The organism is Streptomyces sp. NPDC050806 (assembly GCF_055586425.1).
Genome location: NZ_JBVJIF010000003.1, coordinates 549,007 through 568,601 on the forward strand (window position 1 = coordinate 549,007; position 19,595 = coordinate 568,601).

The following is a 19,595-nucleotide window of genomic DNA, read 5'->3' on the forward strand; positions in this document are numbered from 1 at the left end:
CACCGTCGGCCGGCCGGGGTCGTCAGCGGTCGGTGACGCGCCGGCGAGGCGGGACGCGCGGCACGTCGCGACGCCGCACAGCGCACTAGAACGCGTTCTACCGATGGGCCATGTATAGCCCATCCGGGCTCAGCCCGGAACCCCCTGACGCATCGTCAGATGCATCCCTCGCGCGCCCCGGCCGCCGCACCCGTGACATTTGTCCTTCCCGGCCGACGACATTCCCTTCTACCGGGATCACCCTCGTCTCCATAGATTCATGGACATGAGGACGACGGGGACAACGGGGACAACGGGGAGCGCCCGGGACGCCACGGCGGTGGCGTTCTCGGGCGTGGTGAAGACCTACGGCGAGGTGCGGGCCGTCGACGGGCTGGACCTCACGGTCCACCGCGGCGAGACCGTCGCGCTGCTGGGGCGGAACGGCGCCGGCAAGTCGACCACGATCAGCATGCTGCTCGGGCTGCTGCCGCCCACGTCGGGCGAGGTACGCCTGTTCGGCGGGGCTCCGGAGCGGGCGGTGCGCCAGGGGCGGATCGGCGCGATGCTGCAGGACGGCCGGCCGATACCGCGCGTGACGGTGCGGGAGCTGGTCGCCTTTGTGGCGGCCACGTATCCGAAGCCGATGGCGGTGCCCGAGGCGCTGGCGCTGGCCGGCCTGGAGGAGCTGGCCGGGCAGCGGGTGGACAAGCTCTCCGGGGGCCAGGCGCAGCGGGTGCGCTTCGCGGTGGCGCTGGCGGGCGATCCGGACCTGGTGGTGCTCGACGAGCCGACCACCGCGCTGGACGTCGAGGGCCGCCGGGACTTCTGGCGGGCGATGCGGGCGTACGCGCGCCGCGGCAACACCGTGGTGTTCTCCACGCACTACCTCACCGAGGCCGACGAGAACGCCGACCGGATCGTGGTCGTGGACCACGGCCGGGTGGTGGCCGACGGCAGCGGCGAGGCGATCAAGCGCACCGTCGGCGGCGCGCTGGTCTCCTTCGACCTCGCGGGCGCGCCCACCGACGGGCTGACCGAGCTGCCGGGGGTGACGTCCCTGGAGATACGGGGCGACCGGGCGCTGCTGCGGTCCGGCGACTCCGACGCGACGGTGCTCGCGCTGGCCCGGCTGGACCTCGTACGGGGCCTCCAGGTGGCCCCGGCCAGTCTGGAGGACGCGTTCCTCTCCCTCACTTCCTCCCGCACGGACGCCCGGGACGGCGGTCCGGCGGACAGTGGCACCGGTGCCCCGGAAGGCGCCGCCGCGGTAGGCGAAGGAGCCCTGCGATGATCGACTACATTCGGCTGGAGATCCGCCGGACCCTCCGCGACAAGGGCTTCGTCATCTTCGGCATCGGGATGCCGGTGGTGATGTACCTCCTGCTGACCAACATCGGCGTGGGCACGGGCAAGGACGCCGACGCCTGGAAGGTCACCGCCATGGTCGGCATGGCGTCGTACGGCGCGCTGGGCGCGGCGCTCGGCACCGGCAACGGCGTCGCGGAGGACAAGAAGCTCGGCTGGCTGCGGCAGCTGCGGATCACGCCGCTGTCCCCGGCCCGGGTGGTGGTGGGCCGCGGGCTGAGCGCCTCGGTGACGGTGCTGCCCGCGATCGTCGTGGTGCTGCTGCTGGGCGCGCTGGTCAACGGCGTACGGCTGTCGGCCGCGCAGTGGGCCGGACTGGTGCTGCTGCTGTGGCTGGGCACCACCCCGTTCACCCTGCTCGGCCTGGGCAACGGCTACCGCCTCTCGTCGCAGGCCGCCGGCATGGTGAACGCCGGGATGATGATGGTGCTGGCGATCATCGGCGGGCTGTGGTTCCCGGTCGGGGCGTTCCCCGGCTGGCTGGCGGAAATATCCCGCTGGACCCCGTCGAACCGCTTCGCGGACCTCGGCTGGAGCGTCACCGCGGGACACGGCCCGTCGGCGGGTACGGTCCTGGTGCTGGTGGCGTGGCTGGCGGCCTTCGGCGGCTACGCGGTGTACGCGTACCGGCGCGCGGCCCGGACCGCCTGAGGTGGGACGAGGCGGCGCCCCGGCGGTGCGCGTCCCGGAGTTCGAGGACGAGATGGCGGAACGGGACGGCAGGACCCGGAAGAAGGGCTGCGGCACGGGGCCCTCCTGGATGACCTGGGGGACGCGGAACGACGCGCGCATGGTCTTCCGGAAGGGCCCCACGGCCGCCACGTTCATGCCCTGGCTGGTCATGGGCGTGGGCGCGATCTCCAACACGATCAACGGGAAGGCCGGCAATCCCTGGGTGGCCGGAGCCGGCCTGCTGGTCTTCAACTCGCTCTACGTCGGGGTGGTGCGCACCGCCTTCAATCCCCGGGCCCGCGAGACCTGGGTGCCGTACGGCCTGCTGGCCGCGCTGGCCGCCGTGACGTACGCACTGGCGATCGTCTACGGCGGGGCCTGGACGCTGTTCTTCCCGCTGATGACGCTGGCCGCCGGCACCCTGCTGCGGGGGCGGGCGCTGTTCGTGGCGCTCTTCATCGCCAGCGCCTCGGCCGGCTCGCTCGCCGGCCACGGCAGCGGCGATCCCTGGGACGCCTCGACCATCGGCTACGGCACCTTCATCTCCGGCATGGTCACCTCGGCCGTCCTCGGCCTCTTCGAGGCCAACCAGCGGCTGCGGGCCACCGAGGGCGAACTGGCGCGTTCGGCGGTGGAGAAGGAGCGGCTGCGGTTCTCCCGCGACCTGCACGACCTGCTGGGGCACACCCTTTCCGTGGTCGTGGTGAAGGCGGAGGCGGTGCGCCGGCTGGCGCCGCGGGACGTGGACGCGGCGCTGGCCCAGGCCGCCGACATCGAGGCGGTGGGCCGGCAGGCGCTCACCGAGATCCGCGAGGCGGTGACCGGGTACCGCCAGGGCAGCCTGGCCACCGAGCTGGACCGGGCCCGCTCGGCGCTGGAGGCGGGCGGCATCGAGCCGGTCGTACGCCAGTCGGGGCCGCCGCTGTCGCCGCAGGCCGGGGCGTTGCTGGGCTGGGTGGTGCGGGAGGGGGTCACCAACGCCGTACGGCACAGCGGCGCGACCCGCTGCGAGATCGAGGTGCGCGTCGACAGCGACCGGGCCCGGCTGACGATCACCGACGACGGCCGCGGTCCCGTAGGCTCCGAGGCGCTCGCCGGGGACAGCGGCGGCACGGGCCTGACCGGGCTCGCCGAGCGGCTGGCCGCGGCGGGCGGCACGCTGGACGCGGGGCCCGACGGGCGGCGCGGCTTCCGGCTGGTGGCCGAGCTGCCCGAGGACGCGGGCGTACTGGCGGACGCGGAGGAGAGACCCGAGTGATCAAGGTCCTGCTGGCCGAGGACCAGGGGATGATGCGCGGCGCGCTGGCGCTGCTGCTGAACCTGGAAACGGACATGGAGGTGGTGGCCCAGGTACCGGCCGGGGACCGGATCGTCGACGCCGCGCTGGAGACCTCCCCGGACATCGCGCTGCTGGACATCGAGCTGCCCGGGCGCAGCGGCCTGGACGCGGCGGCGGACCTGCGGGAGGCGCTGCCGGAGTGCAAGGTGCTGATCGTGACCACCTTCGGGCGGCCGGGGTACCTGCGCCGCGCGATGGAGGCCGGGGCCTGCGGATTCCTGGTGAAGGACGGGCCGGTGGAGGAGCTGGCCGCGGCGATCCGGCGGGTGCTGGCCGGGGAGCGGGTCATCGACCCCGGGCTGGCCGCCGCCGCGCTGAGCGCCGGGCCGAACCCGCTGACGCCGCGCGAGCAGGAGGTGCTGACCGCCGCGGTGGACGGCGCGACGGTGGCCGACATCGCGGGCAGGCTGCATCTCTCCCAGGCGACCGTGCGCAACTACCTCTCGGCGGCCATCGGCAAGACCGGTACCCGCAACCGCATGGAGGCGGTACGGGCGGCCCGGCGCAACGGCTGGCTGTAGCCCGCGGGCCCGGCAGGATCCGGACGAGCGGCCCTACGCCTCCTCCCGCAGGTAGGCCTCGTACTCCTCCGCGCTGAGCAGCTCTGCGGTGCTGCCGCTGAACCGGCAGACGAGCAGCCAGCCGTCGCCGTAGGGATCGTCGTTGATCTGCTCGGGAGAGTCGGCGAGCGAGTCGTTGGCCGCCAGCACCGTCCCCGCCAGCGGCAGATAGACCTCACTCACGGCCTTGACCGACTCCAGCGAGCCGAAGGGGTCACCGGCGTCGAAGCGTTCACCCGTCTTGGGCAGTTCGACGTAGACGATGTCGCCGAGCTGCCGCTGCGCGTGGTCGGTGATGCCGATCGTGGCCCGGTCGCCCTCCAGGCGGAGCCACTCGTGGTCCTTGCTGTACGACAGGTCCGCGGGGATTTTCACCATGCCGATGACGGTGGCACTGCCGCCGCCGGGCCGACAAGGCGGAAACCGGGCTGCCGGTGCCCGCGGCGGAGGGGCCGCGCTCCGGTGCTCAGGTGCGCAGGTGGGAGGCGCCGTTGAGGTCGAGCACGGTGCCCGAGCTCCACTGCGCCTCCGGAGAGGCGAGCCAGCGGACCGCGGCCGCGACCTCGGCCGGCTCTGCGACCCGGCCGAACGGGCTCTGGGCGCGGATCGCGGCGCCCTGCTCGCCGGCCAGCCGGCCGCCGACCCGTTCGGTGTCGATGAAGCCGGGCGCCACGGATGCCACCGCGATGCCGTGCGGCGCGAGGGCGACCGCGAGGGACTGGCCGAGAGCGTGCACCGCGGCCTTGGTCGCGCCGTACGCGGGGTGGTCCGGCTCGCCGCGGAAGGCGCCGCGCGAGCCGACGTTGACGATGCGCCCGCCCGTGCCCTGCTCGATCATGCGCTGTGCCGCGCCGTGGCTCAGGTGCGCGGTGCCGAGCAGGTTGACCGCGACGTGCTGCTGCCAGGCGGCGGTCCAGTCGGCGTAGGAGGTGGTGGCGGGCGGGTGCGGGGTGTTGACCGCGGCGTTGTTCACCAGCACGTCGATGCCGCCGAGTGCGGCGTCCGCCGCGTCCACCAGCCCCGCGGCGCCCTCGGGGCCGGCGATGTCGGCATGCAGCAGGGCATGGCCGTCGCCGGGCAGCGCGGCCAGCGTCGCCTCGGCATCGGCCCGGCGCGAGCCGTAGTGCACGGCGACCCGGTCACCGTTCTCCGCGAAGGCGAGGGCGACGGCCCGGCCCAGGCCACGGGAGGCCCCGCTGACCAGGACGCGACGGCCGGTGGCGGGGAACCCCGTGGCGGGAGAGGCGGTCGAGGTCGATGCGGTGTCAGCCATGATCGCATCCTCTCGCACGGCCCCGGACGGCAGCGGACCGGGCGCGGGACCGACGGCCGCCCGCCGCCCCGCCGCGCGCCGCTCCACCGCCCCACCGCGCGCAGGCGTCAGCCGCGAAGGGGCGTCAGGCGCGAGCACGCGTCAGACGCAAGCAGGCGTCAGCCGCGAAAGGACGTCAGGCGCAAGCACTCGTCAGGCGCAAGCAGGCATCAAGTCCAAGCAAGCATCAGGCCCGAGCGCCGTCCCGCTTCGTGCGGCCCGGGAGGGAGAAGAGCATCAGCAGGACGCCGGCCAGGAGGACCACCGCGGCGACGCGGAAGGCGAGCGCGTACCCGTCGGCCAGGGCCACCCGGCCGCTGCCCGCGACCCCGGCCGCCGCCGTCGAGAGGATCGAAAGGCCGAGCGCGCCGCCCATCTGCCGCGAGGTGTTGATCAGCCCGGAGACCAGCCCGGCGTCGCCGGCCGCAGCGCCCGCCGTGCAGATCGCGGCGATCGGGGTGGCCGAGAGGCCCGCGCCGAGCGCCATCGTGATGCCGGGGCCGAGGATCGTGCCGAGGTACGTCCCGTGCGCGTCCATCATCGACTGCCAGGCCATGCCGACGGTGGCGAGCAGCACGCCCGCCACGGCCACGGTCTTGGCACCGATCCGGGGCAGCGCCATCAGCCGGGGCGCGACCTTGGAGCCGATGACGATCGAGAAGGAGTGCGGAAGGAAGGACAGACCCGCCTGGAGCGCGCTGTAGCCGAGCACGTTCTGCGTGTACAGCGAGAGGAAGTACCACATGGAGAACATTCCCGCGCCGACCACGACCATCGCCGAGGTCGTCGCCCAGACCGAGCGCGGCCGGAAGACGCTCAGCGGCATCAGCGGCGCCGCCGAGCGGGCCTCGACCGCCACGAAGGCACCGAGCACGGCCAGCCCGGCGAGCAGCGGCAGCAGCGCGCCCGCGGCCGTCCAGCCACGCTCGCCGGTCTGCACGATGCCGTAGGCGACGAGCGCGAGGCCGCCGGTGACCAGCAGCGCGCCGGGCACGTCCAGCCGGCGGCGCCCCTCCTGCCGGCTCTCGGTCAGGCAGTAAGCGGCGCCGGCCAGTACCAGCGCGCCGATCGGCACATTGATCAGCAGCACCCAGCGCCAGGACAGGAACTGCGTGAGCAGCCCGCCGACCAGGCCGCCCGCCGCGCCGCCGCCCGCGCCGACCGCGGTCCAGGTGGCCACGGCCCGGGTGCGGGCCGGGCCCTGCGGGAAGGAGGTGGTGAGGATGGTGAGGGTGGCCGGGGCGAGCACGGCGGCGCCGATGCCCTGGACCGTCCGGGCGGCGATCAGCTGCCAGGGCTCCTGGGCGAGCCCGCCGCCCAGGCTGGCCGCGGTGAACAGCGCGAGACCGATGAGGAAGACCCGCTTGCGCCCGAAGAGGTCGGCGGCCCGGCCGCCCAGCATCAGGAACCCGGCGAAGGTGATCACGTACGCGTTGACCACCCACTGCAGGCCCAGCTCGCTCAGGCCGAGCGAGGACCGCATCGAGGGCATCGCGACGTTCACCACGGAGACGTCGAGCACCACGAGGAACTGCCCCGCGCAGACCGCGAGCATCACCGCCCAGGCGGGCGGGGCCTTGCGGGCCGTGATTCTGGACGACTGCGGGTCGGTGGTCATGAGCGGGGGCATGCTGGTCATCGTGTCATCCGATGGATGCCCGGGGCATCGGATTATCTGCCCAATGGTCCCGGACCGGAGGTCCTAGGTCCACGGGCACCGGGACCGGGGCCGCACGTCCCGGGGCCGGCCGTCGGGCCGTACGGGGCAGGCCGTCGAACCGTACGAGGACCGGCAGGCGTGCGCGCTACGCCCGGCGCAGCAGCGTCACCACGGCGGCGCCGCCCAGCCCGATGTTGTGCGCCAGCCCCACACCGGCCCCCGGCACCTGCCGGGCACCCGCCTCGCCGCGCAGCTGCCAGGTCAGCTCGGCGCACTGGGCCAGCCCGGTGGCGCCGAGCGGGTGACCCTTGGAGATCAGGCCGCCGGAGGGGTTCACCACCCACCGCCCGCCGTGCGTGGTCGCCCCCTCCTCGACGAGCTTGCCGGACTCGCCGTCCGCGCACATGCCCAGCGCTTCGTAGGTGAGCAGTTCGTTGACGGAGAAGCAGTCGTGCAGCTCGACGACGTCGACGTCCTCGATGCCGAGCCCGCTCGCCTCGTACGCCTGCCGGGCCGCGGCGCGCGACATCGGCCTGCCGACGACGTCGATGCAGGAGCCGGACGCGAAGGACTCCTCGGTGTCGGTGGTCATGGCCTGCGCGGCGATCTCCACGGCCCGGTCCCCGAGGCCGTGCTCGCGGACGAAACGCCCGGAGACGACGACGGCCGCTGCGGCACCGTCGGAGGTCGGCGAGCACTGGAGCTTGGTGAGGGGCCGGTGGACGGTCCTGGCGGCGAGGATCTCCTCGACGGTGTACGCGTCCTGGAACTGGGCGTACGGGTTGTCCGCCGAGTGCCGGTGGTTCTTCGCGCCGACGGCCGCGAGCTGGCGGGCCGTGGTGCCGTACCGCTCCATGTGCTCGCGGGCCGCGTTGCCGAAGATCTGGGCGGTGGGCGGGGTCATCTCGAAACCGTGCCGGGCCGCCATCACGCCGTAGTGCCGGGCCACCGGCGAGGTACTGAAGTCTCCGGCATCCGCGCCGCCGCCGAGCGCGCCGCGCTTCATCTTCTCGAAGCCCAGCGCCAGCACGCAGTCGTTGAGCCCCGAGGCGACGAACTGCCGCGCCATCATCAAGGCCGTCGAGCCGGTCGCGCAGTTGTTGTTGACGTTGTAGACGGGGACGCCGGTCAGGCCCAGCTCGTAAGCGGCCCGCTGTCCGGCGGTGGACGCCTGGTAGCAGTAGCCCACCGGCACCTGCTCGACCTGCTCGTACGCGACACCGGCGTCCGCGAGCGCCGCGCCGCCCGCCTCCTTCGCCATGTCCCAGTACTGCCACTCCCGCGTCTCGGGCTTCTCGAACTTCGTCATGCCGACGCCGACGATGTACGCCTTGCCAGTCATACGTGTCCTCCGGGGGCTCAGATGATCGGGCGGGGCTCCGGGTCCCTGGGCAGCCCGAGCAGCCGCTCCGCGACGACGTTGAGCTGTACCTGCGTGGTGCCGCCCGCGATGGTCAGGCAGCGGGACATCAGGAAGCCGTGCAGCGCCCGCTCCCCCGCGCCCTCGCGCACCGCGCCCGCCGGGCCGAGGAGTTCGAGCGCCAGCTCGGCGACGGCCTGCTGGTGGCGGGTCTGGACGAGCTTGCGGACGCTGGCCCCGGCGCCCGGCTCCAGCCCGTCGACCTGCTGGAGGGTGGTGCGCAGCCCGATGCAGCCGAGCGCGTGCGCCTCGGCGGCCAGCTCGCCGACGCGGGCACGCAGTGCGCCGTCCGCATCGTCCGCGCCGGCCCGCGCGAGCAGCACTTCGAGGCCGGTGTCAAAGGTCATCTGGTCGGCCATGTGCACGCGTTCGTTGCCGAGGGTGTGCCGGGCGACCCGCCAGCCGTCCCCGGCCTCCCCCACCACCGCGTCCGCGGGCAGCAGCACGTCGTCGAAGTACACCTCGTTGAAGAGCGCGTCTCCGGTGATCTCCGTCAGCGGCCTGACCTCGATGCCCGGTGTCCTCATGTCGACGAGGAAGTAGGTGAGGCCCTTGTGCTTGGGCGCGTCCGGATCGGTACGGGCGAGCAGGATGCCGTACCGCGCCCACTGCGCCGCCGACGTCCACACCTTCTGCCCGTTGACCCGCCAGCCGCCGTCCGCGGTCCGCTCGGCCCGGGTCCGCAGCGACGCCAGGTCCGACCCGGCCTCCGGCTCGGAGAACAGCTGGCACCACAGCTGTTCGCCCCGGAGGGTGGGCAGCAGGTGGCGCTCCCGCTGCTCCGGCGTGCCGTGGCTGATCAGGGACGGCACCACCCACGTCGCGATACCCAGGTCGCTCACCTTCACCCCGGCGGCCCGCAGCTCCTCCTGCACGGCGAGCTGTCGCAGCGGACCGGCGCCGAGGCCGTACGGCTCGGGCAGGTGCGGCGCCGCGTAGCCGGTGGGCGCCAGGGCCCTGCGCGCCGCGGCCGGGTCGAGCCCCACGGCCGGTGCGATCGCCTCCCGGGCCTCGGCGCGGTGGGCGTCCGCCGCGGCCGGCAGCTCCATGCGCAGCTCGCGCCGGGCGCCCGCGGCGCCGTACCGGGCCGCGCGCTGCCGGTGCCCCGCCGGGCCGCCCAGCAACTGCCGCGCCACGATCGCCCGGCGCAGGTACAGGTGCGCGTCGTGTTCCCAGGTGAAGCCGGTGCCGCCGAGTATCTGGATGCAGTCCTTGGCGCAGCCGACGGCGGTCTCCAGGGCGGTCGCGGTGGCCAGCGCGCTCACCAGGCCGCGCACCTCGGCGGGTTCGTCCATGGCCCGCGCGGCGTCCCAGGCGAGCGCCCGGGCCTGTTCGAGCCGTACGAGCATCTCGGCGCACAGGTGCTTGACCGCCTGGAACTGCCCGATGGGCCGGCCGAACTGCTCGCGGACCCCGGCGTGCTCGGTGGCGGTGTGCAGCGCCCAGGCGGCGGTGCCGCACGCCTCGGCCGCGAAGAGGGTCCCGGCCAGGTCCCGGACCAGCCCGGTGTCGAGCGCGAGCAGCCGGTCGGCGGGGACGCGGGCCCCGGCGGCGGTGACCTCGGCGGCCGGCCGGGTCGGATCGGCCCCGGCCGGCACCCGGATGTCCAGCGCTTCGGCGTCCACCGCGAGCCAGACCGTCCCGTTCGCCGCGGCGGCCCCCAGCACCAGCACGTCCGCTTCCCCGCCGCCGAGGACCGGCGGGGCCGTGCCGTCCAGGACGTAGCCGTCCCCGGACTCGATCGCGGTCAGTCCGCCGGGCGTCAGTGCCACGGCCCCGACGCGCTCCCCCGCGGCGAGTTCCCGTACGAGGGCGCGTACCGGTTCGGCGCGGGCGCCGCGCCGCAGCAGTTCGGCGGCGAGCACGCCGGGAAGGTACGGGCCGGGGAGCGCGGCGCGGCCGGTCTCCTCCAGGACGACCGCGAGGTCCAGCAGTTCCCCGCCGCCTCCGCCGTACTCCGCCGGCAGTTGCGGACCGAGCAGTCCCTGCGCGGCCGCCTCCTCCCACCAGCCGGGCCGGCCGGCCCGTCCCGGCGCCGCGTCGAGCAGTTTCCGCCGGTCCTCGGGCGGCACGGCGCGGGTCGCCCACCCGCGCACCGCAGCGGCCAGCTCTCGGTGGTCCCGCGTGATTCCGATGCCCATGCCGGGCACAGTAGAACAGGTTCCAGTCGGACGGAAGACCAGAACTGACGGCCAGTCAGTTTTCGTCGGCGCCCCCCGCGCGCGCCGGGGAGGGCGGCGTGCGCCACGATGAGCGGGATGTACGCGCCGGTAACGGGTCTCCGGCGCCCGCCACCAGGAGGTAACCGATGACCGCCGCTCCCCAGCCGGAGACGCTCGCCGCGTTCGAGGCGGCGAAGGGCTTCATGCCCGTGGACGAGGGGCTGGCGCTGTACGCGGCGGCCGCCGAGGCCGGTGCGCTCGGGCTGCCGCTGATCGAGATCGGCACGTACTGCGGGCGCTCCACGCTGCTGCTCGCCGACGCGGCGCGGGCGGCCGGGGTCGCCGCGGTCACCGTGGACCACCACCGCGGCAGCGAGGAGCAGCAGCCCGGCTGGGACTACCACGACCCGGAGGTCGTCGACCCGGAGGTCGGGCGGATGGACACGCTGCCCGCCTTCCGCCGGACGCTGCACGCGGCAGGGCTGGAGGAGCACGTGCTCGCGCTGGTCGGGCGCTCCCCGCAGGCCGCGGCGCTGTGGCGGGCCCCGGCGGGCCTGGTCTTCATCGACGGCGGCCACACCGACGAGCACGCCACGGCGGACTACGAGGGCTGGGCGCCGCACGTGGCGCCGGGCGGCCTGCTGGTGATCCACGATGTGTTCCCCGACCCGGTGGACGAGTGGACGGGCCAGGCCCCGTACCGCATCTACCTGCGCGCGCTGAAGTCCGGCGCCTTCACGGAGGTCTCGGCGCACCGGTCGCTGCGCGTCCTGCGGCGGACCGGCGACGGGATCTGAGGGGCCCGATCGGGCCCGGTGCCGGACGCGCCACGGGCAGGAGCACCGGCTTCCGGCCGGGTGACGTTACGATCGCGCTGTGTCGAACGGCAGTACTCCCCCCACGTCCCGCCGCTACGCCCGCGCCTTCTTCCTCGTGCCGGCCGTACTGGCCGCCCTGGGCTGCGCCGGCTGCGGCGCCACCGGCGGCGGTACGGCGTCCGAGGGCAGGCCGGGCCCGGACCGGCCCGCCGCTGCCGGGCAGCACACTCCCGGCTCCGGGGCCGACGACGGCGATACGGCACACAAGGACGGCGAGGCGCGGAAGGACGGCAAGGACACGGGCCGGGAGCGCGGGCCCGCGGCCGGCGGCGGCCCGCTCAAGGGCAAGGTCGTGGTGATCGACCCCGGCCACAACCCCACCAACCGCGACCACACGGCGGAGATCGCGCGCCAGGTCGATGTCGGTAACGCCCGCAAGGAGTGCGACACGACCGGCACCTCCACCCGGGCCGGGTACGCGGAGGCCTCCTTCACCCTCGACGTGGCACGCCGCGCCCGCACGCTGCTGCGGAAGGAAGGTGTGCGCGTCGTCTTCACCCAGGACGGCGACCGCCCGTACGGGCCGTGCGTGGACGAGCGCGCCGAGATCGGCAACAAGGCCCACGCGGACGCCGCGCTCTCGATCCACGCGGACGGCGCCGGGACCGGGAACCGCGGCTTCCACGTGATCCGGCCCGGTGCGGTGCACGCCGGCGGCGCGGACACCCGGAAGATCACCGGCCCGTCGCGCGACCTCGCCGACCACGTCGTGGGCCGCTTCGTCGCGGCGACCGGCAGCGCACCGGCCAACTACATCGGTGACGGCAAGGGCCTGGACACCCGTACCGACCTCGGCGGGCTCAACCTCTCCCGGGTGCCGAAGGTCTTCCTGGAGTGCGGCAACATGCGCGACGCGCAGGACGCGGCGCGCCTCACCGACCCCGCGTGGCGCCAGAAGGCGGCCGCCGGCATCGCCGAGGGCATCACCGGTTTCCTGCGCCGCTGACGGCCGGCCGGCGCCGGGCGGCACCCGCGCGAACCGGCCCGTCCGGCGCCCGGAGGCCCCTCATAAGGGGACGAGACGGCCCAGCGGATGGGGCGGTAGGTTCCCCCTTACGATGGGGGGCCACCCCCGCGCCTCGCGCCGTGCGCAATCGGCGACAGCACGACCCATGACGAAAAACGGCAAAGGACTCCTTACGTGAACATCCGATCCCTCACACGAGGCGACGGCGTGGTGATCGGAGCAGCGGTGTTGCTGTTCATCGCCTCGTTCCTCGATTTCACCGGCAGCCCCGACTGCTCCGGCGAGATGGCCAAGTACTGCGCCGCCGCCGAGAGCTCGAACGCCTGGGACTCGCTCGCCACCGTCATGAGCATCTACCTGGCCGGTGTCATCGCTGCCGTGCTCATCGTCGTGAGCCGCGCGCTGCCGCAGCCGCGCAAGGTCGCCGGTCTGGACCTCGGACAGTTCGGTGTCGCGCTCGGCATCTTCGCGGCCTGGACGGCGTTCTGGACGATCATCAGCGTCGGCAGCGCGGGCCCCGGCATCATCATCGGCCTCATCGCCGCGCTGATCCTGGCCGCCGCCGCCATCGCCTCGCCGCTCGTCCCCGCGCTGCAGGCCAAGCTCATCACCGCCCCCGCCGCCTCGCCGTCCCCGTACCACACCGGCGCCAACGCCGGGTACGGCTACCCGGGCGCGCAGCAGCAGGTGCCGGGTCAGGGCTACGGCTACCCGGGCGGCCCGCAGCAGGGCGGCCAGCCCTCGTACGGCGGCCAGCCCCAGCCGACGCAGGGCGGCCAGGCCGGTCAGCCCGCGCCCGCCGCGACCGACCAGCAGACCGGTGCGCCGGCCGCCGACTTCGCGCCGTTCTGGTTCGCGGTTCCGGTCGCCCGCCCGCTGTACGGCGAGGACGGCAGCCCGACGCCGATCGCCGAACTGGCCCCCGGCACCTGGTACCTCGCGGTCGAGCAGCGCGGCCAGGCGCTGATCGCGCAGACCCAGGACGGCCGCCGCGGCCTCCTGCAGGACACCACCGGCATCCAGCGCGGCTGAGTCCGCGCGCCGACGGCATCGCACGGCCCCGTACCCACCGTTCGTGGGTGCGGGGCCGTTGCCATGGCCGCACCCGCCTCGTACAGTCGCCGCACGACATTCTGACGGTACGTCAGGAAGGATCGGCATGCGGCTCGGCCTGGCGCTCGGCTACTGGGGACGGGGCCCGGACCCCCGCCATCTCGACCTCGCCCGCGAGGCGGAACGGCTCGGCTACACCTCCGTATGGACGGCGGAGTCCTGGGGATCGGACGCGTTCACCGCGCTGACCTGGATCGCCGCCCACACCACACGCATCGAACTGGGCACCGGCATCGCGCAGATGGCGGCGCGCACGCCCACCGCCACCGCGATGCACGCGCTCACCCTGGACCACCTCAGCGGCGGCCGGGTGCTGCTGGGGCTGGGGCTGTCCGGGCCGCAGGTGGTCGAGGGCTGGTACGGCAGGCCGTTCCCCAAGAGTCCGCTGACCGCGACCCGGGAGTACGTCGACGTGGTACGCCAAGTGCTGCGCCGCGAGGGGCCGGTGACGCTGGACGGGCGGTTCCACAGCCACCCGTACCGCGGCCCGGACGGCACCGGCCTCGGCAAGCCGCTCAAGCCGATCACCCATCCGCTCCGCGCCGGCCTGCCGGTCCTCCTCGCCGCCGAGGGCCCGAAGAACATCGCCCAGACCTGCCGCATCGCGGACGGCTGGCTGCCGCTGTACTGGTCACCGCAGCGCACGGAGGTGTACGCGGCTTCCCTCGCCGACGCACCGGAGTCCTTCCGCATCGCACCCATGGCGCGGGCAGTGGTCTGTGACGACGTCGGCGAGGGACTGCTGCCGGTCAAGGCGATGCTGGGCTTCTACATCGGCGGAATGGGGCACGCCGGCAAGAACTTCCACGCGGACCTGATGGCGCGCATGGGGTACGAGGAGGAGGCCCGGCGGATCCAGGACCTCTTCAGGGAGGGGCGGCGGGAGGACGCGGTGCGCGCCGTCCCCGACGCCTTCGCCGACGAGATCTCCCTCGTCGGCCCGCGTGAACGCATCGCCGAGCGGCTGGAACTGTGGCGCGCGGGCCCGGTCACCGACCTCCTGGTCATGGCCCCGGACCCGCACACCCTGCGCGTACTCGCCGAGCTCAACTCCTAGGCGCGCGGTCCCCGGACACTCGGTCGCTAGCCGAAGCTCACCAGGCCCAGCCACTCGTCGAACAGGCCGCGGTCCCCCTCGACGGTGACCGTCGGGATGTCGTGCGGCAGCCGCCGGTAGAAGACCAGCAGGACGTCCGTCAGCGGGCCGCTGAGCGTGACCGCGGCCTGCTCGTCCGCGCCGGCCCGCCGCCAGTCGAGCCGGTCGCCGGTCAGGTCGATGATCCAGCGGGCGCCGGCCGGCCCGGCGTCCGTGGCGTGCAGGCGGACCGTGCGTCCCGGGCCCAGCAGCCGCACGAGGTCCGGCCGCCGCGCCAGCACCTGCGGGGAGGTGCCGATCTCCAGCCACTCCTCCAGCGTGTCCACGGCGACGTCCGGAGCGAGCCGGTACGCGGCGCCCGCCGCGATCGCCGCGTCCGCCCGGTGGATCACGATCTCGTGCGTGGCGCGCCGCGCCCAGAACCCCGCGGTCTGCTCGTCCACCCAGGTCCACACCCGGGCGTCCGGCCCGGCGTCCCGCAGCGCCGCGACCGCCAGCTCCGCGCCCTCGCCCAGCCAGGCGTCCAGCGCCGCCGGGTCCCCGTCCCCCGGTCCCCGGAAATCCGGTACGTCCTCATCGGGGACGACGTCCCGCGCCCGGGTCCGCACGGTCGTCCCCATCCAGCGGAGCGCTCCGCCGAGGTGCCGGGTCAGCTCGCCGATCGTCCATTCCGGGCAGGTGGGAACCGTCGCCTTCAGGTCCGCCCCCCGCAGTGCTTCCCGGAACAGTCCGGTCTGCACCAGAATCTCTTCGCAGTACCTCTCGTGCCCAAGGCGTGTCATACCCGCACGCTAGTGCGCTTCCCGGGCCCCCGCCCCGATTTTCCGGGGCGGGGCGATCAACGGCAGCAGTCCGGCTCCAGCCCCGCCGGGAGGCGCTCGCCGCCGAAGACGGCCGTGGTGGCCTCGTCGCCGCCGAGCGCCGCCACCGCCAGCAGCAGGGAGCCCGCCGTCCACGACGTCAGCTCGCGCGGCCAGATCGCGTCGTCGTCGAAGACATAGCCGGTCCAGTACATGCCGTCCTCGGCACGCAGGTGCCGGATCGAGCGGAGGATCTCCACGGCCCGGTCGGACTCGCCCATCGCCCACAGCGCCAGGGCCAGTTCGGCGCTCTCGCCGCCGGTGACCCAGGGGTTGGGCAGGACGCAGCGGACGCCCAGGCCCGGCACGACGAAGTCGTCCCACCGGGCCTCGATGCGCTCCTTGGCCGCCTGGCCGCGCAGCGCCCCGCCGAGCACCGGGTAGTACCAGTCCATCGAGTAGCGGGACTTGTCCAGAAAACGCTCCGGGTGGTGCCGGATCGTGTGGCCCAGCCGGCCGGCCGCCAGCTCCCAGTCCGGCTGCGGTTCGCCGCGCTGGTCGGCCATGGCCAGGGCGCAGCGCAGCGCCTGGTAGACGGAGGAGGAGCCGGTCAGCAGCGCGTCGTTGACGGGCGTGCCGTCGTCCTCGCGCTTCCAGCCGATCTCGCCGCCCGGCTGCTGGAGCGCGAGGACGAACTCCACGGCCGCGTACACCGCCGGCCACATGCGGTCCAGGAAGGTGTCGTCGCCCGTGGAGAGGTAGTGGTGCCAGACGCCGACGGCGAGGTACGCGCAGAAGTTGGTCTCCCGGCCGCGGTCGGTGGGCCGCTCCGCGTCCCCGTCGGCGTACGCGGCGTACCAGGAGCCGTCGGGCAGCTGATGGTCGGCCAGCCACTGGTAGGCGGCCTCGGCGCGGGCGTGCTCGCCGGCCGCGTCCAGCGCCATCGCGGCCTCGGTGTGGTCCCAGGGGTCGAGGTGGTGGCCCCGGAACCACGGGATGGCGCCGTCCGCGCGCTGGACCGCGAGGATGCCGGCGACGGTGCGGGCGGCCTGCTCCGCGGTGAGCACTCCGGGCAGGACGAGTCGTTCGGTGCGCCCGGGGCTCGTCACAGGGCGGCTCGCGCGGGCTCGTGCGGCTTGGTGGCGTACGCGACGAAGCTCTTGCCGATGAGCGGGTTCAGCGCGTTCTCGGCGAGCCGCGTGGCCAGCGGCTTCTTCATGATGTCCCAGACCAGGAGCTTGTGGTACGCCTTGACCGGCAGCGCCTTGTCGTTGTCCACGCCGAACGCGCACTTGAGCCACCAGTAGGGGCTGTGCAGCGCGTGCGCGTGGTGGCTGCCGTACGGACGCAGGCCCGCCTCGCGCATCTTGCCGAGCAGTTCGTCGGCCTTGTAGATGCGGATGTGGCCGCCCTCGACCTCGTGGTACGCGTCGCTCAGCGCCCAGCAGACCTTCTCGGGGCCGTAGCGGGGCACGGTGACGGCGATCCGGCCGCCGGGCTTGAGGACCCGGACCATCTCGGCGAGCACGCCCTTGTCGTCCGGGATGTGCTCCATGACCTCGGAGATGATCACGACGTCGAAGGAGTCGTCGGGGAAGGGCAGCGCGAGCGCGTCGCCCTCCATGGCGGTCGCGGTGGCGCCGGCCGGGGCCTCGCCGGCCTCCTCCATCGCCGCGAACCACTTGGCGACCTCGCGGATCTCCTCGGCGTTCTGGTCCAGCGCGACGACCTGCGCGCCGCGCCGGTAGCACTCGAAGGCGTGCCGGCCCGCGCCGCAGCCCAGATCGAGCACGCGGTCGCCCGGTGCGAGCGGGAATCGGGAAAAGTCGACGGTCAGCACGGCCTCTCAGCTTTCGTCCTGGGGAGGCCCCGGCCGCACGGGGACGGCGGGGACGGTATGGCGGTCACGGCGGTCTCGGCGGACAGAGGTGCGGGGGCCGTTTCAGGCGCGCGCGGCGGGCTCGGCGGCCGGCACGGTGGCGGGACGGGCGGCCTGCGGCCGGTGTGCCGCCTGCCGGGCGATGGCCTCGCGGTAGCGCTCGGCGGTGCCGATGGCCGCCTGCCGCCAGGTGAACCGGGCGAGCACCCGCTCGCGGCCCGCTGCACCGAGCCGGCGGCGCAGGTCCGCGTCGCCCAGCAGCCGGTTCAGGCCCGCGGCGAGCGCGCCCGCGTCGCCCGGCGGCACGGCGAGACACGTCTCACCGTCGGGTCCGGCGACCTCGGGGATGGCGCCGCCGGTGGTGGCCAGCAGCGGCGTGCCGGTGGCCATGGCCTCGGCGGCCGGCAGCGAGAAGCCTTCGTAGAGCGAGGGCACGCAGGCGACCTGGGCGCCGCGCACCAGGTCCACCAGCTCGGCGTCGCTGATGCCCTTCACGAACTCGATGGCGTCGCCGAGCCCGTACCGCTCTATCGCGGCCGCGACCGGGCCGTCGTCGGCGCGCTTGCCGACCACCACCAGGTGCGCCTCCGGGTTCTCGGTGCGGACCTTGGCGAGCGCCTCGACCAGATGGATCAGACCCTTGAGCGGTACGTCGGCGCTGGAGGTGGTGACGATGCGGCCCGGCACCTCGGGGACCGACGGGTCGGGCGAGAAGAGATCGGTGTCCGCGCCGATGTGGACGACGTGGATGCGGTCCTGACGGACGCCCAGGTGGTCGGTGATCTCCTGACGGGAGGAGCCGGAGACGGTGAGGACCGAGGGCAGCCGGCGCGCGACCCGCTTCTGCATGCGGGTGAAGCCGTACCAGCGGCGGACCGAGGCGCGCCGCCGCCAGCCGTCGGCGGCGTCCAGGTCCAGCTGCCGGTCGACGGTGATGGGGTGGTGGATCGTGGTGACCAGCGGCGCGCCGAGGTCGCCGAGCAGGCCGTAGCCGAGCGTCTGGTTGTCGTGGACGACGTCGAAGTCACCGCGGCGCGCGGCGAGATGGCGGCGCGCCCGCAGGGAGAAGGTGAGCGGCTCGGGGAAGCCGCCGGTCCACATCGTGCCCACTTCGAGGGCGTCGACCCAGTCCCGGTACTCGTCGCGTCTCGGCGTGCGGAAGGGGTCCGGCTGCCGGTAGAGGTCCAGGCTGGGCAGCTCGGTCAGCGGTACCCCGGCGTCGAGGACGGGGTAGGGCTGGGCGCCGATGACCTCGACGGAGTGGCCGAGCCCGGCGAGTTCGCGGGAGAGGTGGCGTACGTAGACGCCCTGGCCGCCGCAGAACGGATTTCCCTTGTACGTGAGCAGGGCGATCCGAAGGGGGCGGTCGCCGGTGGCCTCGGCGGGGCGAGCGGCGGCTGCCTGGACGGCCTCAGCGGACACTCTCGGCCCCTCTCTCACTGGACTTTCGCCGGAGCGTAACCGCTGGCGCTAATCTAGAACAAGTTACAGAACGGATCGGTTACCGACGAGTTCACCCAGCTCGAATCTACCGGGCGGGGAACCGACGGAAAGGGCCGCACCAGGTGATTCGCGCCACGACCCACCCCCTGCCATGCTGACCCGATCAGCAGCTCGACGTACCCCGGAGCACGGACGGACCGCCACGGAATGGGACACATGACTTCCGAACCCCAGTCGGCGCTTCCCGCCAGTCCCGCCCTCACCGAGCGCCAGGAAGCGCGCCGCCGCCGCATCCTGCACGCCAGCGCGCAGCTGGCCGGGCGGGGCGGCTTCGACGCCGTGCAGATGCGCGAGGTCGCCGAGATGTCGAACGTCGCGCTGGGGACGCTGTACCGCTACTTCCCCTCCAAGATCCACCTGCTGGTGGCGACCATGCAGGACCAGCTGCAGCACATGCACGCGACGTTGCGCAAACGCCCGCCGACGGAGAGTGATCCCGGAGCGCGGGTGGCCCAGACGCTGATGCGGGCCTTCCGCGCGATGCAGCGCGAGCCGCACCTCGCGGACGCCATGGTGCGCGCGCTCACCTTCGCCGACCGGTCGGTGAGCCCCGAGGTCGACACCGTCTCCCGGCTGACGACGGCGATCATCCTGGACGCCATGGGGCTGGATTCGGCCGCCACCCCCGAGCAGCTCTCGGCCGTACGAGTGATCGAACACACCTGGCACTCGGCACTGATCACCTGGCTGTCGGGGCGGGCTTCGATTGCGCAAGTGAAGATCGATATCGAGACGGTGTGCCGGCTCATCGAGCTGACGTCTCCCCAGCGCCCGGAATAGCCCCTTCTCTTCCGGTAGTTCCCCTTTCGCTCCCCCGGTCACAACCCCTCACGGCGTGCATACATGCATCACGCCGTGCACCCGTGCGCCCCCTTGCCCCCTCTTGG

The 19,595-nt window shown here is 73.9% G+C and carries 18 protein-coding genes; 9 read left to right on the forward strand and 9 right to left on the reverse strand.

Translation table 11 applies throughout. The features are described from left to right. Positions 1-265 precede the first annotated feature (265 nt). From ACZ6WH_RS11745 to ACZ6WH_RS11760, 4 genes are all read left to right on the forward strand, one after another. On the forward strand, positions 266-1,273 hold the full coding sequence (locus ACZ6WH_RS11745) for an ABC transporter ATP-binding protein (protein ID WP_469727726.1): 1,008 nt from the start codon (positions 266-268) through the stop codon (positions 1,271-1,273). Further along, positions 1,270-1,998, forward strand: a complete 729-nt coding sequence (locus ACZ6WH_RS11750) for an ABC transporter permease (protein WP_469727727.1) — start codon at positions 1,270-1,272, stop codon at positions 1,996-1,998. The genes ACZ6WH_RS11745 and ACZ6WH_RS11750 overlap by 4 nt, the downstream gene beginning before the upstream one ends. A gap of 109 nt (positions 1,999-2,107) precedes the next feature. After that, a complete protein-coding gene (locus ACZ6WH_RS11755) occupies positions 2,108-3,277 on the forward strand; it encodes a sensor histidine kinase (RefSeq protein WP_432864317.1) in 1,170 nt (389 codons plus the stop codon). Continuing rightward, positions 3,274-3,879, forward strand: a complete 606-nt coding sequence (locus tag ACZ6WH_RS11760; protein WP_361556649.1) for a response regulator transcription factor — start codon at positions 3,274-3,276, stop codon at positions 3,877-3,879. Before ACZ6WH_RS11755 ends, ACZ6WH_RS11760 begins: the two co-directional genes overlap by 4 nt. A gap of 33 nt (positions 3,880-3,912) precedes the next feature. Here the strand turns inward: ACZ6WH_RS11760 and gcvH are convergent, their stop codons facing one another. From gcvH to ACZ6WH_RS11785, 5 genes are all read right to left on the reverse strand, one after another. Then, on the reverse strand, positions 3,913-4,296 hold the full coding sequence (gene gcvH / locus ACZ6WH_RS11765) for a glycine cleavage system protein GcvH (protein ID WP_432853608.1): 384 nt from the start codon (positions 4,294-4,296) through the stop codon (positions 3,913-3,915). An 88-nt stretch (positions 4,297-4,384) separates the two neighbouring features. Continuing rightward, positions 4,385-5,191, reverse strand: coding sequence for an SDR family NAD(P)-dependent oxidoreductase (locus tag ACZ6WH_RS11770; RefSeq protein WP_469727728.1), 807 nt, complete (start codon positions 5,189-5,191; stop codon positions 4,385-4,387). A 226-nt stretch (positions 5,192-5,417) separates the two neighbouring features. Beyond that, positions 5,418-6,869: an MFS transporter gene (locus ACZ6WH_RS11775; protein ID WP_469727730.1), complete on the reverse strand. Its 1,452-nt coding sequence runs from the start codon at positions 6,867-6,869 to the stop codon at positions 5,418-5,420. A 166-nt stretch (positions 6,870-7,035) separates the two neighbouring features. Then, positions 7,036-8,232 carry a lipid-transfer protein gene (locus tag ACZ6WH_RS11780; RefSeq protein ID WP_469727732.1) on the reverse strand — a complete coding sequence of 399 codons (1,197 nt, stop codon included), beginning with the start codon at positions 8,230-8,232 and terminating at the stop codon, positions 7,036-7,038. Between the two features lie 17 nt (positions 8,233-8,249). Beyond that, positions 8,250-10,451, reverse strand: coding sequence for an acyl-CoA dehydrogenase (locus tag ACZ6WH_RS11785; protein WP_469727734.1), 2,202 nt, complete (start codon positions 10,449-10,451; stop codon positions 8,250-8,252). Between the two features lie 167 nt (positions 10,452-10,618). Here ACZ6WH_RS11785 and ACZ6WH_RS11790 point away from each other — a divergent pair, with 167 nt between their 5' ends. The 4 genes from ACZ6WH_RS11790 to ACZ6WH_RS11805 all read left to right on the forward strand — a co-directional run bounded on the left by ACZ6WH_RS11790 (position 10,619) and on the right by ACZ6WH_RS11805 (position 14,487). Further along, positions 10,619-11,269: a class I SAM-dependent methyltransferase gene (locus ACZ6WH_RS11790; protein WP_432853623.1), complete on the forward strand. Its 651-nt coding sequence runs from the start codon at positions 10,619-10,621 to the stop codon at positions 11,267-11,269. Positions 11,270-11,348: 79 nt separating this feature from the next. After that, on the forward strand, positions 11,349-12,296 hold the full coding sequence (locus ACZ6WH_RS11795; protein WP_469727735.1) for an N-acetylmuramoyl-L-alanine amidase: 948 nt from the start codon (positions 11,349-11,351) through the stop codon (positions 12,294-12,296). Positions 12,297-12,491: 195 nt separating this feature from the next. Beyond that, on the forward strand, positions 12,492-13,349 hold the full coding sequence (locus ACZ6WH_RS11800) for a hypothetical protein (protein WP_432853629.1): 858 nt from the start codon (positions 12,492-12,494) through the stop codon (positions 13,347-13,349). Positions 13,350-13,476: 127 nt separating this feature from the next. Beyond that, positions 13,477-14,487 carry an LLM class F420-dependent oxidoreductase gene (locus ACZ6WH_RS11805; protein ID WP_469727737.1) on the forward strand — a complete coding sequence of 337 codons (1,011 nt, stop codon included), beginning with the start codon at positions 13,477-13,479 and terminating at the stop codon, positions 14,485-14,487. Between the two features lie 26 nt (positions 14,488-14,513). Here ACZ6WH_RS11805 and ACZ6WH_RS11810 read toward each other — a convergent pair whose 3' ends face one another. The 4 genes from ACZ6WH_RS11810 to ACZ6WH_RS11825 all read right to left on the reverse strand — a co-directional run bounded on the left by ACZ6WH_RS11810 (position 14,514) and on the right by ACZ6WH_RS11825 (position 18,627). Next, positions 14,514-15,308 carry a maleylpyruvate isomerase N-terminal domain-containing protein gene (locus ACZ6WH_RS11810; protein WP_469727739.1) on the reverse strand — a complete coding sequence of 265 codons (795 nt, stop codon included), beginning with the start codon at positions 15,306-15,308 and terminating at the stop codon, positions 14,514-14,516. 56 nt (positions 15,309-15,364) lie between these two features. Beyond that, a complete protein-coding gene (locus ACZ6WH_RS11815; protein WP_469727740.1) occupies positions 15,365-16,435 on the reverse strand; it encodes a prenyltransferase in 1,071 nt (356 codons plus the stop codon). Next, positions 16,432-17,166 (reverse strand): class I SAM-dependent methyltransferase, encoded by a 735-nt coding sequence (locus tag ACZ6WH_RS11820; RefSeq protein ID WP_432853640.1) that lies wholly within the window; start codon positions 17,164-17,166, stop codon positions 16,432-16,434. Before ACZ6WH_RS11820 ends, ACZ6WH_RS11815 begins: the two co-directional genes overlap by 4 nt. A 102-nt stretch (positions 17,167-17,268) precedes the next feature. Beyond that, positions 17,269-18,627 carry a glycosyltransferase family 4 protein gene (locus ACZ6WH_RS11825; RefSeq protein ID WP_469727742.1) on the reverse strand — a complete coding sequence of 453 codons (1,359 nt, stop codon included), beginning with the start codon at positions 18,625-18,627 and terminating at the stop codon, positions 17,269-17,271. Between the two features lie 237 nt (positions 18,628-18,864). On the opposite strand from ACZ6WH_RS11825, the gene ACZ6WH_RS11830 reads away from it, so the two are divergent. Continuing rightward, positions 18,865-19,488 (forward strand): TetR family transcriptional regulator, encoded by a 624-nt coding sequence (locus ACZ6WH_RS11830; protein WP_469727744.1) that lies wholly within the window; start codon positions 18,865-18,867, stop codon positions 19,486-19,488. The last annotated feature ends 107 nt before the right edge of the window (positions 19,489-19,595 follow it).

Coding starts and splice junctions, on each gene's coding strand:
- ACZ6WH_RS11745 (WP_469727726.1), top strand. CDS start 266: ATGAGGACGACGGGGACAACGGGGACAACGGGGAGCGCCCGGGACGCC.
- ACZ6WH_RS11750 (WP_469727727.1), top strand. CDS start 1,270: ATGATCGACTACATTCGGCTGGAGATCCGCCGGACCCTCCGCGACAAG.
- ACZ6WH_RS11755 (WP_432864317.1), top strand. CDS start 2,108: ATGACCTGGGGGACGCGGAACGACGCGCGCATGGTCTTCCGGAAGGGC.
- gcvH (WP_432853608.1), bottom strand. CDS start 4,296: ATGGTGAAAATCCCCGCGGACCTGTCGTACAGCAAGGACCACGAGTGG.
- ACZ6WH_RS11770 (WP_469727728.1), bottom strand. CDS start 5,191: ATGGCTGACACCGCATCGACCTCGACCGCCTCTCCCGCCACGGGGTTC.
- ACZ6WH_RS11775 (WP_469727730.1), bottom strand. CDS start 6,869: ATGACCAGCATGCCCCCGCTCATGACCACCGACCCGCAGTCGTCCAGA.
- ACZ6WH_RS11780 (WP_469727732.1), bottom strand. CDS start 8,232: ATGACTGGCAAGGCGTACATCGTCGGCGTCGGCATGACGAAGTTCGAG.
- ACZ6WH_RS11785 (WP_469727734.1), bottom strand. CDS start 10,451: ATGGGCATCGGAATCACGCGGGACCACCGAGAGCTGGCCGCTGCGGTG.
- ACZ6WH_RS11790 (WP_432853623.1), top strand. CDS start 10,619: ATGACCGCCGCTCCCCAGCCGGAGACGCTCGCCGCGTTCGAGGCGGCG.
- ACZ6WH_RS11805 (WP_469727737.1), top strand. CDS start 13,477: ATGCGGCTCGGCCTGGCGCTCGGCTACTGGGGACGGGGCCCGGACCCC.
- ACZ6WH_RS11810 (WP_469727739.1), bottom strand. CDS start 15,308: ATGACACGCCTTGGGCACGAGAGGTACTGCGAAGAGATTCTGGTGCAG.
- ACZ6WH_RS11830 (WP_469727744.1), top strand. CDS start 18,865: ATGACTTCCGAACCCCAGTCGGCGCTTCCCGCCAGTCCCGCCCTCACC.